The organism is Thiofilum sp. (assembly GCF_016711335.1).
Taxonomy (GTDB): domain Bacteria; phylum Pseudomonadota; class Gammaproteobacteria; order Thiotrichales; family Thiotrichaceae; genus Thiofilum.
In genome coordinates, this window is sequence record NZ_JADJTF010000001.1 from 2,141,174 (window position 1) to 2,158,647 (window position 17,474).

Sequence of the window (17,474 nt, forward strand, 5' to 3'; positions counted from 1 at the left end):
CCACTGATCATCCAAAACTAATAATTGAAAACGCGCCTACTCTAGGGGCAAGCCTCAGACTTTTCAACCAACGCAGCGTTATAATGGGAATAGATCTAGTGTTATCAGCAGTCTAAAAGAGGTGAGGTATGCAACAAGTAGTAACTTTTATTGCTAGTCTACTGATGTTGAGTAGTGCACAGGCTTTTATGAGTGATTATTTGCCTATTCCTAATAAGCTCCTACAACCATCCTTTAAGCTAGAGCCACTCGATTTTGCCCTGCAAAGTACGCAGCTCAGCAAAGACATCAAAGTAAGCTATCCTAATGAGGACGATCTGGTATTAAGTGGTGTAGGCACACTCAATAAACCTTGGTCTTTACGCATACCACAACGCTCTTATAGTGCTTATCAAGCGGATTTGGATAAGAACGGCACACAGGACTTAGTGCTCAGTTTCCCTACGATGGGCAATGGTCTTGCGCCCCATACTCATTTGATTACTCTGGCTTTTGATCAACAAGGTCTACCAGTCGTTTCAGAAATCGAGGGCTATTTTGAGGAGGATAAGCGCGGTATTCCCGATTTAGTGGATACTGATCGAGATGGTAAGGCAGAGTTGGTCTATATGACTTTTGATGAGGGTTATTGGCTTACTGCCTTATATGAGTTGAATGATACACGCTGGGTTTCAGTGTCACAGGCGGCAGGTTTGACTTATCCGCTTTATACACGCTTTACCAATAAACCCAATCATAAAGCTGTCAAGCCCAGCGCTAAACGTAATCCTCAAGCGCCTAAAATGGGCAATGCTCAACCCTATCTCCAAGGCGAGTTGCTTAAGTTCAAATGGGCTGAGGTTAATCTGTCTGAAGACATTGAGCTAATCCTACAAGCGTCTAAAACTGTTAGTTCTTGCAAACCTAGCTCATGGCAAAGTACTTTAATGCTCATAGTGGATGATGCTAAAGGACGCAGAATGATCAGCTTAGCGGTTGAAGAAACAGCCTTTAAAGCCTTATTAACCGAAGTACGAGATCGAAAATTAGCCGTCACCTTGTACGGTCAACGTGATGAGGGCTGTAGTCCAGAACTGATTTGGGCGCAAGCCCACTAAATAGTGTACAGAATTTAGTGAGCTGTTAAGCTTTTAAGCTATTAGGATTTAGCGTTTGCTGACAAGGTTTGTCGCAATAAACGAATTTCTTCTCTTAAACTCTGCACTTCCTCACGTAGGGCATGGGTATCTTGTAATACCGGTTCGGTTTCTTGGTGTAGTACCTGCTCAACTGTTTGTTTATCAGTATGCTTTTGATCCTCTTGAATGGTTTGCATCGCGTTGACAATCAAGGCGATAAACAAATTCAGCATGGTAAAAGTAGCAATCAAGATAAACAGTACAAAGAATAAACCTGCCCATGGATAGGTTTCCATAATCGGGCGTGAAATCCCCATTGACCAACTTTCTAAGGTCATGACTTGGAATAGGGTATATAAGGTTTTACCTAAAGTACCAAACCATTGCGGATGCGTTTCGCCAAATAGTCCGGTCGCAATAATGGCAAACACATAAAACACTATGAGCAATAAACCTAAAATCGATAAAATCCCCGGAATTGCGGCAAATAGTGCTTCCACAATAAAGCGTAATTTAGGCACTAACGATACGAGACGCAGCAGCCGTAGTACACGCAATACCGCTAAGGGACCTGAGGCAGGGACTAGAGAAATGGCAATTACTAGAAAATCAAAGATATTCCACGCATTACGGAAGAATTGCGCTCGATACACATAGAGCTTGGTCACTAGCTCGATCACAAAGACCGTGAGTAACACTCGGTCGAGTAAATGTAAAAAGTGTCCCATACTCGCCATTAAAGTCTTGGAGGTTTCCAAGCCTAAAATGAGCGCATTGATGAGAATTAAACCAATAATCACCTGCTGAGTACGGGGCGCGGCGAGTATTTGGGCAGCTTTAGTTTGCAATACCGAGTTATAAGTGGTTGGAGAAGTAGATGTTGTCATATCCAGTCAATTGTTATTAATCATAAAGCCAAGTGCCTAAGCTTATATCCGCGCCTAGGTCATAGGTGGGCAATCATAGCATTGCTAATGTTACGGAGTAGTTAATCCAAAAGGATGGGGGTTATCAATCAGGTTTTGCATGGTTTAAAGCTTGAATCTAAGCATACGCTATGCACCGCTTCGCCAGTAAAGTCGTTAAAGAGAGCGGCTTAATCATCATAATCTTTTTAGACAATCGCCTACAGGACAGCCTAAAGTTCGGGCATAATACGCGTCTTTCTAGCTGATTGTAGGGGCGTCTGAGTGTATCGCTTAATCCGTGACTTATTGTTTTTATTACCTGCCGAAACTTCCCACCATTTCACTCTTAATAGTTTAAAGTTCGTTACCCAACTAGGCTTAAGAGGTAAACCACAAGCACTACAAGGACGCGCTGTCAAAGTCATGGGCTTAACCTTTCCTAATCCAGTCGGATTAGCCGCAGGTTTGGATAAAAATGGTGATTATATTGATGGTTTAGCTACCTTCGGTTTTGGTTTTATTGAGATAGGTACGATTACCCCCCGCCCACAACCCGGCAATCCTAAACCACGCCTATTTCGCCTAAAACAAGCCGAAGCGATTATTAATCGTATGGGTTTTAATAATGAGGGTGTAGAGTATTTAATTAATCAGGTCAAACAAAAAAAATACTCCGGTATTTTAGGTATTAATATTGGTAAAAACTTTGATACTCCTGTTGAAAATGCGCTGAGTGATTATCAAAGGGCGATGCAAGCCGTTTACCCCTATGCTGATTATATTACCGTTAATATCTCCTCGCCTAATACGCCCGGATTACGTACATTGCAATATGGGGCTGAATTAAAACAATTATTAGAGCCTTTAAAACACACACAATTGCAATTAGCGGATCAAACCGGACGTTATGTTCCGGTGGCGGTGAAAGTAGCGCCTGATCTAGAAAAAAGTGATATTGCTGGTATTGCGGAAGTGTTATTAAGTACACAAATGGATGGTTTGATTGCTACCAATACCACTTTAGATCGCACCAAGGTTCAGGGTATGTCTTATGCCGAAGAAAAAGGTGGCTTGAGTGGTAAACCTCTAACGGAACGCTCCACTGAGGTGATTGCCGAGTTTTATCAGCACTTAAAACATGAATTGCCGATTATTGGAGTAGGCGGTATTAGCTCTGGAGCAGATGCTAAAGCTAAATTAGACGCTGGGGCTAAACTGGTGCAAGTGTATAGTGGGTTGATTTATCAAGGCGCTCAGCTAGTGAAAGAGTGTATCGCTGCTACGCGTTAGCAGTTGAGAAGTACTCGGCTAAGGACAGGAGCCGAGTACATCCGCTAGTAGAGGGTAGGTTTTAATACTACTTACCTCGGACCACGCGCTGATTTCATCTCGAATCTGACTTAAGCGCTCCATGCTGGGCGCTTCCACAAAAATCAATAAATCCAAATCCCCTGCCACAGAATGAGCGTGTTTAACCTCTGGATAAATGCCTAGACGTTTGCCATAAGAGCGACAATTAGGCGTTTGAAAAATAGCGATTAAATAAGCACGCACGGCACTAGAAGATAAGCTCAGTGCAGCATGATAGCCCGTAATAATGCCAGTCTGTTCTAGACGTGTCATACGTTGACTCACGGCACTGCGCGATAAGTTGACCTGTTTAGCGATTTCAGAAATGCTCAGGCGTGCATTTTGGCGCAATAAAGTCAGTATGGCATGATCAAACGTATCCAGTGTCATAGGTCAAAATCTTAAAACAGGTTCAGAATTAGGCGCTAGTGTCGCATGCTTGCGCTAAGCAGCGTAGGGCTAGTATATCAAGGATGAAAGCCTATATTTCAAGCGTTGGTGGTGGGCATTCCCGAAAGGAGTGGCGAGTGTTATAGTTCTGCGTCCACAATTAGCAGAACAAGGTTAATCCTAATGATAAGTAAATATCCACATTTAGCGCAAATGGGCGTACAAAATCCGCAAGAGATTACAGGCTATACTCTATATCATGTAGCGCCCGCTACCGATGTATTGAAAATTAAATATCAACGCCCTAAAGGTTCGCTGTTACCGATTACGCGTAGCTATAGCATTGGTCGTTCGCCCCATGTACGGGTGATTGATAGTGGTAGCGGTAAAACCGAGGAGTTTTATGAGATTTCTCCTATTCTTTCTCAAGCGGTAGCTGAGTTGGATAGTATTGTAGACAATAAGGCTTCAGCGGATGAGTTAAAACAACAAATCTTAGCTGAAATTGAACGTATGCAAATAGAGTTGACTACTGAAATTAATGCACTGCGCCAGTTGGTGAATAAAATTAAATAGTAGATTTATAATTTGGTTTTTATGAAGTTGCCTTTAGTACTTGCTAACTTATTAGTGACTAAAGGCAATCAATTATGGCAGTTGTTATCCGCTATTTTCACTCATTAATCGTTCCTTGGTAGCTAAAAATACTTCGTATAGACATCCAAGTGTCATAAAAGCTTACTAACATGAGTCTTTGAAATTTCCTTGCGTTTTTGCATGTAATCTTCATCTATAACCATTATGCACTAAACTCATAGTTACTAGCTCAGTAATGAGCTATATGATTACTATAATGGATACAAGTACTTAAGCGCTAACTCATACCTTCTAAGGACAATAATATTATGAAAAAATTACTCTTATTAGCACTCACCTTAACCACCAGCACCAGTGTATTAGCAGGTGGACTAGGGGGCGGTGGTGTCGCTTATCCTCAAGCACGCTTTGGTGTGGTCTTTACCGGAGGTGAAGCAAAACAAAATGCAAGTATTGATACCGCTGCATTAACTTCACAGGGCTATACCGGTATCACTACCTCGGTAGGCAAGACTAAAAAATCTAGTGGGCGTTTAGCGCTGCAATATCATTTTACCCCGCGTTGGGCGCTGGATGTGGGTGCGGTAGATTTTGGTAATACCGACTTCAACGCTACTCTAACTGCACCTGCGGGCAAAAGTTCTGCTCAAGTAGCTCAAGATGTCGCCAATGCAACCACCAAACGCGGTAATGATCGTGCTTATACCGCAGGTCTGCAATACCGTATGCCTATAGCTTCACGGGCTAGTGTCAATCTAGGGGTAGGGGCTGTGGCATGGAAAGATAAGCAAAATATCACGGTGAATGGCACTAGCCACCAATTCAATACGGATGGAACAGATCCCTATGTGCGTGTGGGTCTAGGCTATGATGTCACTCGCAATATTAGTCTGTTAACCAATGTAGAGCGTTATGATCTAGATAAACCCGTGAATCGTTGGGATGTAGGAATGGCAGTACGCTTTTAATGGTCAATGAATAGTCGTTAGGGGTGCTGGTTATAAGCACCCTTAAATTTTATTCAGCCTTTAGTCTTTTTCAAGTTAAAATAAAATCATAAATAGCATTAATATAGTTGATACCCAATTTATAAAAATACAGGTCTCCTATGATGCTAGCCTTTTTTTCAAGCGTTAAACATCGATTACCTAGCTTATTAAGCCTAATAGTCGTGTCAATCCTAGCCAGCGGCTGTGAAGATCAATTAGATAAAGCAACGCATAGCAAAATAGAACAACAGTTTGCTAATACCTTTCCGCAGGCTGTTGCGGGTCTAGACCAAACAGTGTTAGCTAAGTCAACTGTGCTTTTAGACGCAAGTGCTAGTCGAGATAATGAAGGTGCACTCATTCAATATTACTGGCGGCAGCTCTCAGGCAGTCCAGTCACTTTACAAAATAGCCATACTAGCCAAGCCAGTTTTACGGCTCCTGATTTAACCGCTAATACCATACTAACTTTTGAGTTAGTAGTCACCGATAATCAAGGCTGGCCAGCGTCCGATACTGTTAATGTATTAGTGACGCCTAGCCCTATTGCAGCAAAAGTATTGACGGGAACCTTTATTGCCTCGCCTCAAGGAGTCAGTGGCTTAAGTTATCAAACCGCCACTCAATCGGGTATGACCAATACAGCAGGTGAGTTTAAATATCTAGAGGGTGAAAGTGTTAGTTTTAATCTCTGTACACGACAATTCGCTTAACTCATTGAATCTTTTTCAAAAGAAAATCGCCTGAGTTTCATCCGTCCATCCTCGATCGCCATGAATTGTGGTGGACAAAGGAACAGAAGCAGCAGCCTAAGCCTATCCACTTTTTCCCGTACCCTTCCATTCAATAAATCGGTCAAGTAGTCCAAGCCGTAACGGAAGACACTTTGCTCTTTGCGTCCATGTTTTTCGTCTTCAAAGGCTTGACGGCTTTTTCCTTCCATTCGCCGACTTTGTGCGCCCAACAGAAGCCAATGGCAAGCAACGCCATCATCTTTTTGATGCGAGGGGTTTGGTGAAGTGAGTGGCTTCCATGTGAAAACCACGCCCTTTCAAGCATTGGAACAGGTTTTCAATTTCCCAACGTAGCCGATAAGTGCCAATGGGATCAGCCGTGTAGTGGTTGCTGGCGATAATCAACAACTCACCACTGGGCAGCTTTGAGCCACTGAGCCAAACCCATTCCCCGCTAACGTCGCGACGGTGACGGAGAACGCGCCGTTTACCCGGCTTGAGGTTGGCAAACAGCGAGCGGACATGCGCCTCTTTTTGTGTTTGTCGGTCATCAACTGATTACCCTTGATACGAATCAAGTAGGGAATCTCTTTGGAAGACAACCACTTCCACCATTGACCACCAATAAACTCACGGTCAGCCAACACACCCAAGATGTTGTTGCGCCCGAATTGGCTGATAAATCGTTGCAGCAGGGCAATACGTTCACGTTGGTTAGAATTACCGCGTTTGTTCAACACCATCCAGTAAACGGGGATAGCCGCACCTTGGTAAACAACCGCCAAAGTCAGGAGATTGAGGTTGGATTTGCCCCATTTCCAGTTGGTTCTGTCGAGTGTGAGGTAGTATTGTTGACCACTAAAGGCGAACATTCCCATAAGAAAATGGGCAATGTCATTGTAATTAAAGAACACTTGGCTAAAAAAGCGTTGCATCCGTCGATAGCGGGAACCAATGTCGGTGTCAGAATCTATGTGTACCGCCAACAACGCCAAATTCATTTGTCGCGCACTCAGCAAGTCCTGCAGCATTCCCACAAAACAATCCAAACGGGGCTTGCCCCAACTCAAGTGGGCTTTTAAACTGTCACGTAGTCCATCGCTCAGATCCATTTTGCTCTCCTGTGTGGTAACTAGAGAGTAAAACATAGGAGCGGTGGACTTTCACCATCTCCATGACAAACATGCTAAATCAATAAGTTAGTGGTTTTGTCGTGTACAGAGAGTTTTAATATAGGAGGTATTCAATTAGGTAAAGCACTAGCCAAAGCACAATTATCACCTTTTGATTTGGTAGGGCTTGAAAAGCCGCCTGTGAGTGAAGCTGAAACGAGTAAAGTATTACGGTTTATAGAAAATAATAATTTACCCATGCCAGAAAATAAGGCATTACCTATTCCATTTGAGGCGGCTACCAATATTGCAGCCTTTTTACAAGCCTTGGATGAGGATAGCAATGCCACTAATGGGGTGACTATTCCTGCGTTATTCAACACGCTAGCGCAAGATAAACAACTTGATTTTAAAACTCACTCCAGTCGCTATTTTAATTATCAGCCAACCTTTAGATATTTAATCGGTCAAGGGCGCATGAAGGGTTTATGGGGAGATAGTAAACCTTTAATGAACTATGCTAAGGTTTTGGATTACTTATACAATGGCTTAGGTCTAAAGCCGACCATCCCTAAAGTAGCGAGTGATTGGCGCGATTATACTGATAGTAGCACCTTAGCTCGCAGCACGGCTGAAGTATATGATTTCGATGAAACTAAGCAGCAACTGATTAAAAAGATACTCTTTTATCGCCTACTCTCAGCGTTGCCTACTGATTTCGATATGAAAATAATTAGCTCTTACAATCCACTAGGCTCACTAGCAACTAAGCAGGAGTTTATTATAGATTATGATGTCAGTGGAGATAAAATAACTTTAGATCTGAAAGCAGATTATAATCAGAATAATTGGATCACTTATTTTAGCCACAAAGATATAGACCCAGAGCAAGGTGTTGTTCAAAAGTATGCAGAAAACTACGATTATAACTCTTATGGTTATTTAACTTCAGTTATCTATAGTCATTCTAACTCTTCCTATGTTGAACCAACTCTGATCATGAGTCGATCTCATGATTACTCCTATACTAACAAGACGTTATCAGAAATAGTGACAAGGGAAAAATTGACTGATACTACGCACTATTTATATGATGCTTTAGGTCGATCATTAGGTTATTCCACTGAAACTAAAAATGACTTAGGTAAAATAGTCGCTCAATCTAGCTCAACGATGGATTGGTCTAATCTCACTAAAACTATCACCTTTAAAAACCTTTCTGAGCAAAGTAATGAATTAGTTATTACAGAGCAGACCTTATTAAAATATGATCCCCAATGGCGAGTGATTGATAGTAAAAAATTTAAAGATACCAATAGCGATAAAGTTTGGGATGCAATGGAGGCTTACCAAGCCAACTATGACAATGCAGGGAATCGCACTTATTATGTACAACAATTAGATAATAATGGCGATGGAAAAGTCGATCAAAATAAGCGTGAAATCCTAATAGCCAGCGCCAATAAAATCACCATTACTCAAGAACAGGATACCAAGGGTGGTGGTGTTTATAACCTCCTAAGTAAGGAAGAACGCGCTTTAGACAATAATGGTAATTGGATCAGTAAAACGCTGAATAAAGCCGATGCGACAACGACTTACCAAGAGCGTGGTTATAAAAACTATTCTAATTGGTTTCCGCTTTATACCACCGGAGCAGAGCCGGATAAGCAGCTAATTATTCAAGAGTTCTTTATTAATAATGGAGTTTTCTAATAAAGTAACTTCACTAATAAGGCTGGTTTAATACTAGCCTTATTGTTGTTCGCCATAGAGTACTTGAAAGTTTTGCTCCACTCGATTACCTATTTCATCCACCACCGCAACCTTGTGCTCACCTACCGGAACAGTCATGGCTTGACTATGAAAAGTTTGAGTCGTACCCACAAACTGGTCATCTAAATGCCAATACAGCAAGGTTTCAGGGCGACGCGGTACGGCGCGAAATACCACTTGATTACGTTTACCATCTAATTCGCGCGGGAGGTAAATCTGCGTATTGGGGCGCGGGTAAACTAGAGCAATCGCTTCACTTTGAGTGGTATCCAACCCTTGGCAATCAGCTCGAAAGGGAGGCAGGGGCTGATAGTTTGCATGATGTTGGCGGTAATAATAGGCTTGATCAGGCGGCAAAATAAACCAATTGCGCGTTTGCATTTGATACACCGCTTCACAGTCACTGGTGACGCGCCACTGTCCGGTACTATCTAAATGAATACGTTGATGATACGGACTTAAGCGAGTAAAGCGTCCACTATTAGGCGCATTGACTAGCTTGGTTGCGCACTGACCATTGCTTAGATAACCATCGTCTTGACACACAGCAACTTTACTTAATTGCCATTCGGGTTTAGTAAACCAGTCAGGACTTTGGGGTAAGAGATTAAACGTATTAAATAGTAGCGGCGCAGCACTCAATGTTCCAGTTAACCCATTACGCCCTTCACCACTAGCATTACCCGCCCACACACCAACCGTATACAGAGGAGTAATACCAATCGCCCACGCATCACGATGACCATAACTCGTTCCGGTTTTCCATGCTACTCGTTGGCTACTACTGAATTTTTCCCAATAGCCTTCATCACCCGGACGCGCTACCTCGACTAATGCTTCCAAGGTAAGCCATGCGCTAGCAGTAGAGAGGCTAGCAATACGCCCTGTATCTGTGCTTTGTGTGGATAGCAGTTTTGCTCGTTGCCAGTGACGCGGGGTGGTATAGGGTTCTTGTGCAGCTAAATAAGCAAGATTGGCATACAAATGAGTAATATCCCACAGTGACCCTTCCGCACCCCCTAGAATGAGGCTCAAACCATAATCGCGTGCTGAGCGTTTGAGATGCTGCATGCCGATTTGCTGGAGAAAAACCTGAAAGGGTTGCACACCGTGTTGGCTCAACATATTCACCGCCGGAATATTGAGTGAACGCGCTAGCGCTTCATGTGCAGGCACAGCCCCCCGATAAGCGCGATCATAGTTTTGCGGCGTAAATCCGGTATAGCTAATCGGTACATCCGCAATCAGTGAGTCCGGCACAATCATGCCTTGCTCTAGCATCGAGGCAAATAAGAGCGGTTTTAAGGTGCTGCCCGTACTGCGCGGGCGTTGAATCAGATCAATCGCATGTCCATTTGCACGCGTATCTACATTAGGACGATTACCCATATAGGCACGCACTTCAAAGGTTTTATTATCAATCACTAAAACGGCTAGATTATTCACCCCTTCAAGAGCGAGTTGTTCACCTGTGCGTTGAGTAAGGTTTTGTAATTGGCTTTGCAGTGTGGCATCTAAAGTGGTGTGAAAGCGCTGTCCTGCACGTTGCTTTAAAGACAGTGTGTCTAATAAGTGTGGTGCTAACCGAGGTAAAGCATGGGGTGCATCGGGTAAAGGCTCAGCTATTGCTAGCTTATAATCGAGTTCAGCTAGGTAGTGTTGTTCGTAGAGTTTTTTTAATAAGGCATTGCGCTTATCTAGCAGGCGCTGACGATTACGATTTAAGTGCACCAGAGCGGGGTTATTAGGTAATACCGCTAACATAGCGCTTTCAGCCCATGAAAGTTGATCTGGATCACGCCCAAAATAACGCCAAGCCGCCGCTTCTAAGCCGACCACATTGCCACCAAAAGGCGCATGGCTAGCATAGAGTTTTAAAATATCATCCTTAGTCAGAAGGCTTTCTAAGCGTAAGGCTCGTGCCATCTCCAATAGTTTCTCGCCTAAAGTACGCGGTGGATTGTGACGTGATAGGCGAATCACTTGCATGGTAAGGGTACTACCTCCGCTCACCACGCGGCGCTGACTGAGATTGAGATAAGTAGCACGCAAAAGCGCAATAGGGTCAACACCCCAATGAGTATTAAAACGTTTATCCTCAAATTGAACTAAAGCCGTCGCAAACTTATCGGGTACATGATCAATATCAGGAAAGCGCCATTGTTCATCCTCGGCAATTTGTGCACTGAGTAATTTGCCATTGCGATCTAGCACCACATTGGAGGTGGGAGCAGCAAATAACTCATCCGGTACAGCGAGCCAGTACCACCAAGCACTAAACCCCATCAGTACTACAAGCAAAGTAGGTAAAGCTATTAGCCAATAATGGCGTCGAGGTGAGGGCTGAGATGCTTTAGGTGAGTTGCTATTAGACATTAGGCTAGTCATAGGAGTTTAGGCAGGAGTAGGGCAGGAAAGTACTCGTACTAAATTTAGTATGAGTACTTTGTTATCAGATAAGTCGGGGTACTATAAAAGTAGGCATGTGTTTCTGGAGCAGTCTTGTCGGCATGGATGCCGACTTGTAGCGTACAAGGATGTATTTACAGCGACTGCGGAAGAAATGCGTGCCTACTTTTATTTCTCCATTTACCTAATTAGTTAACTCCGTTCCGGCAGGTGCAGCAGGTGTGGGTGCTGTACTGGCTGGAGTCGGTGCGTTAGTTGCAGCAGGTGCAGGTGCTGCGGGTACGGGTGTGTTGACTGTTTTCACAATCTGCACCGGTAATCCCGCAGTACGCCCACGCTTATTAGGTTCATACATCACCTCAGCACTCACCGCTGGGAAATAGTACTCACCTAAGAAAGCAGCATTAACGGGTACAGTAATAGTTTTCTTTTCACCTGCTTTGAGGTCAAAGTAGCTCAATACCCGATCATCGCGCACATCTTGATAGCTCAAGCCCACTTTGGCAGCCTCAGCCGGTGTACCAATTTCCACGCCGGACGGTACAAGCGTACTTAAGGCAACGCGCTTCACTGCTTTAGGCGTACTATTCGTGATAGTGACTACCACGTTATAGTCTTGACCTTGAGCTAGTTGCAGTGGGGTAGCACTCATAGTCTGACTACTCCAAACCACTTGTTTAGCACTATTCACCACTTCCATCTGTAAAGTTAGACCTTTACTTTCAGGCGCTTCATTGCCTGCTGCGGCAATCCCTTTGGTGTATACGGTAGCATACAGCTTGCGCTCGCCTTCATTGCGTAGATCGACCTTAAAGGGTTTATCTCCTGTAGCTAGCGTTTGAGTGAGTAGAGATTGTGCTGCGTTTAATGCGCTTGCTGCTGCACCATCAATACTCAATTGCCCCTTAAGCGCTTGCCCTGATTGAGACAGATAATGTGCAATCGACATTAACGCCCAAGACAGATCGTGAGTATTGGCATTTTCAGCAATAGCTAACTCAATCGCCATTTGTTGAATGAGTGCATCAGCGTCCTGAGCTTTATTGAGTGCCAAGAGAGTCTCTAATTGAATCCCTAAATTACCCAATTTACCGCTAAAAGTTTGTTCAGGAGTGGGATTAGCAGCTTGAGCAGCATTTAACCCTTGAGTGAGTTGGGTCGCTGCTTCTGCTTGACCGACTTGCTGATAAGCAGCCGCTAGCAACCAACGCGCTTGAGTATTGGCTTTGCCAGACTCACGTAAGCGGTTCATGGCTCCTAACTGAGGTTTACCACCCAAAGCCAATACATATAAACGATAGGCTTGGATATGGCTGGTGTCTTCATTAGGGGTAGCCGCAGCAGTCCACTCTTGAGCTTGATTGGTTTGATAGAGCATCCAACTGGAAAGCAGGGTAGTAGGTACGGCATAACCTTGCTTTTGCGCTTCAATCAGGAAATTACCTGCATAGATACTAGCCCAATCATTCGCTTCATTTGCACCGGGCCAGTACATGAGATTGCCACTAGCGGCTTGATAGCTCCCCATTTTGTCAATCGCATGTTTAATATGGCGCTCAACTTTTTGCTGCTGTTCAGGTGGCAATTGTAAGAGCTTAGGCAAATACAATTGTGGGAAAGCAGCAGAAGTGGTTTGCTCTAAACAGCCATGTGGATAGTTAATTAAATAATCCAAATGTTGATCAAGATTCAAACCCGGAATCGCAGAAACTTCTAAAGTACTTTGATTAGTACCCGCTAAACCGTGAGGTGTAATGGTAGCTGACCAAGTGCCTTGTGGTTCAATCGTAGACATGACGGAACGAATACTAGGTAAGTTGGGCGCTTGGACTGCAATATTAACCTCGTGTTGGCTGGTTTCAGCTCCACTACTGGCAATAAATTGCAGTTTACCCGCCATCGGGGTATTACCTGTTTTGACAGGGACAGAGACTACTTTTTCGCCCATATCCGCAAAATCAACGGTAATAGGAGTTGGAATAGAAGCAAATGCACCATCACCTTTGACTTCAATCTTGACCTGCTTCACCTCTGGTTTACCGACAAACACAGTGAGTGGGATTTGTACTGTTTCATTGGTTTTGAGAGTACGTGGCAGTGAGGACAACATCATCACAGGTTGACGCACAAACACGGGCTTTTCAGCTTTGCCATAGGCTTGATCTTGTGCAGCCACTAGCATAATGCGCACCGCCCCTAAATAAGGTGGCAATTCCACCGTATGCTCTTGTGTTTTACCTGCCTCTAGTGTGAATGCACCTAAGAATTTCACCACCGGAGGGAAGCGTTTAGGCTTGTTGGCGGCATCGTCAATTTGTGCTTCATCGCCACCACCGAGGGCTAGCATGCGTTCTAATTGACCACCATAAGCACCAATCACATCATCAAATAAGTCCCACGTTTTAATGCCAAGGGCTTCTTTGCGATAGAACGATTTGTGCAAGTCTGGCGTTTCAAACTTAGTCAGACCTAATAAACCCTCATCTACTACCGCAAGGGTATAGTTCATCGCTTTACCACTTTGCTCACTCACGGTGAAGGTTTGTGGGGTAGTGGGTTTCCATTCCTCGGCTGCGGTGATCACAGGTTGTAATAGAGTACTAGGATTTTCTACTTTCAAAGGAATAATGCCGTACAGACGAATCGGACGGTCATTGCCTTTGTTTTGATGCGGTTGCAATAGGGCAATACTGACGTAGACATTGGGCGCCATTTTATCAGTAATAGGCACTTCAACTTGAGTACGTTCACCCGTTAGTTCTAACCAGCGTTGATCAAGTATTTGTGAGCTATTTTCTACGGTTAAGAGTGCACGACCTTTAGTCGCTTCAGGGAGTTGAAGCTTAGCAGTTTCGCCCACTTTGTAAGTGTCTTTATCACTAGCAAAGCGCAACATAGCCGCCGCTCCTGATCCTTCTTCTTGTGCACGACCTGCCCAACCCGGCCAATCAACATAGACGGTTTTGCCTGTGCAGTGTTTGCCTGTTAGATCACAAGCGCGAATTAAATAGCGTCCCCAATCAGGGTAGTTAATTTGAAAATTCCAAGTACCACGTCCATTGGTAGTACTCACCACCGCTTGTTGCAATTTACTGCTATGGCTAGAGTCCGAATATTCAGCTAAAGATTCTGGCGTTTTATCCCACCACCATTTCCATTCAATTTTGTATAAAGTGACTTCTACTTGAGGAAGTGATACTTCTTTACCGTCTGCATTTACGCTAGCGATTTCAACGGTGTGTTGTGTATCGGTCAGCAACATACCACGCTCAGCATCACCTTTAGGAAGCTTAATACCGACGTAGTTTTCAAACGGATAATAATCAAGATTTTGCTTGGTAATGCTAAAACCGCCGCCTTCTTCATGCACGCGACTGGTAAACCACGCACTGAGCATACCGGGGGCGGGTTCTTCAGGTTGGAAGGCTTTATTAAAGGTTAAATAGCCATTAGCGTCTAAACGACCATCGACTAATTGCTGATCTTCGCTATCCATACTGCGAGCGGGATCATCAAAAGCATAATCATTAAAGCGCCCAAACTGAGTGGTTTTCTCGCGTAGGCGTACACTCACATCGGCTTTGAGATTGCTAGCTTTGCCACCATGTAACCATTGAGCAAACAACTTAGCATCGGGTAAGGGTTTATAGCCATGTAAGGCTTCAGCGCCATAGCTCAGATCGATTTTGAGGCGATTAGGACGTACCATTTCGACTTTAATAGTCTTATCAAAGGTACTCGCGCCTAAATTAGCTTTGACTAACCAGTTACCTGTAGGATCGTCTTCATCGGTGCGTAATTTAAAGGTATAAAAAGGACCAGTTGGGGTTTTATTGGTTTGTACCTGTTTGACTTTACCCATTGGATCAAATAGTTGCACGGTCACAGGATGATTAGTCGGTAGGGTTTTAGCGCGATCTTGTAGGGCAAAGGTCATATAAATATCATCGCCCGGACGCCATACCCCGCGCTCACCGAATAACACGCCTTTTAAGCCTTTTTGTAGCTCTTCGCCACCGACATCAAATTGGCTAATAGACAGAGCACTATTAGCATTTAATTTTAAATAGCCCGTATCAGCGCCTTGTTTGGCGACTAATAGGAAGGGCGTGCTTGGGGTTTGAATAGAGGCAAAGCCTTTGTCATCGGTTGTCGCAGTCCCTAAACTACGTCCTTGGAAATTGCGGATTTCTAGCTGCACGCCTGCCGCCGAAGTAGCTGTGCGTAGGTCGGTAGCAATCACATGCACCATACCATTACCTTCTTGCTTAGCCATTAAGCCTAAATTGCTGGCAAGGAAATTTTGCCCACCCTTAGTTTTATCATCGTTGTAATAATAATAACTATCGTGGCAAGGATTATTGCGTTGCTCCCAATCATATTCTTGCTCGCTATTGGCATTGGCGTAATAGTCGGCAATACCATCCCAGCCACTGGCTTGACGCTCGCCATCATCCTCATAGTTTTTCAAAGGCGCATCAGCTTTAGTGGGTGCTGTGGTAGTGGGAGGACATTGAAACGCAGAATGGCGGCGATCTACCGAGAGTTGTAGACGATAAAGTGTACCGGGTTTAGTTTTCAGTAATTCAGTGGCATCTAAGGTAAAGCGACTCCATTGATTCGGATTAGCTACTTTCAAAGGAATAGTTTTACGCCATAAGTAACGCCCTACGCGCCCCGTATCGTTATCGCCATGAATATCATTGGTTTGTAAAAATTGCGGAATATTATCAGGATAGATCTCAAACGCGGTGATCTGTACCGCATTCACTGCTTGTACCTCAATCGGAATTTCTAAAGTTTGATTGTCGGGTAAAATACTGCCTTTACCCACAAAGCGTACTGCTGGCTTAGGCGGCTCTAAGCGAATCGTTTCTACTAGGGTTGCGGGTAATTTACCTAAACTTGCGTTAGCCGCTTGAATACCAGAATTAATGATGAGTTTGTGTTCTCCTGCTTCCAACTCGTCGCTAGGGTAAACAGAAATGCGATTACCAATAATTTGAGTGCGAATTTTGTCGCTATCGAGTTGTACTAAACCTGTTAAGTCTTGGCTGGGATTTAGCAGATCTGAAAAGGTCGCACTAATATAAGGTTTGCCACCCTCAGTAGAGGTTTCGGTTTGAATGCGAGTGATATTAAAGGTTTTTTGGCTAGGGATAGCTACGGTTTTTTGACCCTTAGCCTGCGTACCACTGGCATTCAGTCCAGTACCATCCCAAGCAAGCGCTAATTCAGTCGCAAAGGTTTCGCGTGGAATCGCATTCACGGTAAAGCGATGTTCAGTGCCTGCACCGTTGTGTTCCCAACTAATCGGTAAGGTCTTATTTTGGACGGTGGCTTGAAGAATTTTCTCAACAGTTAAGTCTTCTGCATAGTCAGAAGTATAAACCGTGCCATTGAGCTGCATCTGATTTTGAAATTGAGTGCTAGGCACTAAACCATCGGTTTGCACATCAAGTTCTAAAGCAGGTGTTTTAAAACTAAGTTCAATAGGTGCGAGATCAGCAGGAATATTGAGTAAACCATTGGATTTTAAAGCTACGGTATAGGCTTGCCCTGAGTTCAATGCTTTTTCAGGTATAAAGGTAATACTGCTATCTGTATCGAACGTAGCTTTGCCTGTAACAGCTGGGCTGATACTGATATACGTATCGGCTGCTTTACCTACTTGATCGGCGGCCACAATAGGTTGGCGGAAGGTGATTAAGAGGGGTGTAGTGCGACTTAAAATACCTTGAGGATAAGTCTTTACCCATTCCGTCCAAGGCTTTAAATCGGCGGCATTTGCCGTATTAGTATTACTGGTTGCAGCCGTTGCCGCATTAGCAATCGCTGTATTGGTGTTAGCAGTCGCATTAGAGGTGTTAGTGTCATCTTGACAACCCGCCATTAAACCCGCCAAGGCTAATAGCAAGAGCAGACGATATAACCAAGATTGAAGCATTGTTCTAGTGTTCATATGGGTGTTTCCCCAAGGTTTACTTGGCAAGTCTGAAAATTGGGTTTTTCGTTCCGTAGTCTAATTAATGACTATGTTATTTGTGAGTAGTTCATAGGGAGAAGCTGTGCAAGTGCAATTAAATTAACA

At 43.9% G+C, this 17,474-nt stretch carries 12 protein-coding genes and 1 pseudogene; 6 read left to right on the forward strand and 7 right to left on the reverse strand.

Annotated features, from left to right (window positions below):
• Positions 1–128 precede the first annotated feature (128 nt).
• On the forward strand, positions 129–1,097 hold the full coding sequence (locus tag IPL34_RS10255; RefSeq protein WP_296841346.1) for a hypothetical protein: 969 nt from the start codon (positions 129–131) through the stop codon (positions 1,095–1,097).
• Positions 1,098–1,138: 41 nt separating this feature from the next.
• Here the strand turns inward: IPL34_RS10255 and IPL34_RS10260 are convergent, their stop codons facing one another.
• Positions 1,139–2,005, reverse strand: coding sequence for an ion transporter (locus IPL34_RS10260; protein ID WP_296841348.1), 867 nt, complete (start codon positions 2,003–2,005; stop codon positions 1,139–1,141).
• A 303-nt stretch (positions 2,006–2,308) separates the two neighbouring features.
• Here IPL34_RS10260 and IPL34_RS10265 point away from each other — a divergent pair, with 303 nt between their 5' ends.
• Positions 2,309–3,316, forward strand: coding sequence for a quinone-dependent dihydroorotate dehydrogenase (locus tag IPL34_RS10265; RefSeq protein WP_296841350.1), 1,008 nt, complete (start codon positions 2,309–2,311; stop codon positions 3,314–3,316).
• Between the two features lie 18 nt (positions 3,317–3,334).
• On the opposite strand, the gene IPL34_RS10270 is transcribed toward IPL34_RS10265, so the two are convergent.
• Positions 3,335–3,766 (reverse strand): Lrp/AsnC family transcriptional regulator, encoded by a 432-nt coding sequence (locus tag IPL34_RS10270; RefSeq protein WP_296841351.1) that lies wholly within the window; start codon positions 3,764–3,766, stop codon positions 3,335–3,337.
• Positions 3,767–3,949: 183 nt separating this feature from the next.
• Between IPL34_RS10270 and IPL34_RS10275 the strand changes: the two genes are divergently transcribed.
• The 3 genes from IPL34_RS10275 to IPL34_RS10285 all read left to right on the forward strand — a co-directional run bounded on the left by IPL34_RS10275 (position 3,950) and on the right by IPL34_RS10285 (position 6,065).
• Positions 3,950–4,342 (forward strand): DUF3461 family protein, encoded by a 393-nt coding sequence (locus IPL34_RS10275; RefSeq protein ID WP_296841352.1) that lies wholly within the window; start codon positions 3,950–3,952, stop codon positions 4,340–4,342.
• 329 nt (positions 4,343–4,671) lie between these two features.
• Positions 4,672–5,331: an outer membrane beta-barrel protein gene (locus IPL34_RS10280; RefSeq protein ID WP_296841354.1), complete on the forward strand. Its 660-nt coding sequence runs from the start codon at positions 4,672–4,674 to the stop codon at positions 5,329–5,331.
• A gap of 140 nt (positions 5,332–5,471) precedes the next feature.
• Complete coding sequence (locus IPL34_RS10285; protein ID WP_296841355.1) at positions 5,472–6,065, forward strand: hypothetical protein; 594 nt, start codon at positions 5,472–5,474, stop codon at positions 6,063–6,065.
• On the opposite strand, the gene IPL34_RS10290 is transcribed toward IPL34_RS10285, so the two are convergent.
• From IPL34_RS10290 to IPL34_RS10300, 3 genes and pseudogenes are all read right to left on the reverse strand, one after another.
• Positions 6,062–6,295 (reverse strand): hypothetical protein, encoded by a 234-nt coding sequence (locus tag IPL34_RS10290; RefSeq protein WP_296837418.1) that lies wholly within the window; start codon positions 6,293–6,295, stop codon positions 6,062–6,064. The genes IPL34_RS10285 and IPL34_RS10290 overlap by 4 nt on opposite strands.
• Positions 6,296–6,297: 2 nt before the next feature.
• A pseudogene (locus tag IPL34_RS10295) lies at positions 6,298–6,440 on the reverse strand (transposase); the annotation flags it as partial.
• Positions 6,441–6,487: 47 nt separating this feature from the next.
• A complete protein-coding gene (locus IPL34_RS10300; protein ID WP_296841356.1) occupies positions 6,488–7,198 on the reverse strand; it encodes a transposase in 711 nt (236 codons plus the stop codon).
• A 96-nt stretch (positions 7,199–7,294) separates the two neighbouring features.
• Here IPL34_RS10300 and IPL34_RS10305 point away from each other — a divergent pair, with 96 nt between their 5' ends.
• Positions 7,295–8,914 (forward strand): hypothetical protein, encoded by a 1,620-nt coding sequence (locus IPL34_RS10305; RefSeq protein WP_296841357.1) that lies wholly within the window; start codon positions 7,295–7,297, stop codon positions 8,912–8,914.
• A gap of 39 nt (positions 8,915–8,953) precedes the next feature.
• Here IPL34_RS10305 and pbpC read toward each other — a convergent pair whose 3' ends face one another.
• Both pbpC and IPL34_RS10315 read right to left on the reverse strand, forming a co-directional pair.
• Positions 8,954–11,350 (reverse strand): penicillin-binding protein 1C, encoded by a 2,397-nt coding sequence (gene pbpC / locus IPL34_RS10310; protein WP_296841358.1) that lies wholly within the window; start codon positions 11,348–11,350, stop codon positions 8,954–8,956.
• A gap of 217 nt (positions 11,351–11,567) precedes the next feature.
• Positions 11,568–17,345: an MG2 domain-containing protein gene (locus IPL34_RS10315; RefSeq protein ID WP_296841359.1), complete on the reverse strand. Its 5,778-nt coding sequence runs from the start codon at positions 17,343–17,345 to the stop codon at positions 11,568–11,570.
• Positions 17,346–17,474 lie beyond the last annotated feature (129 nt).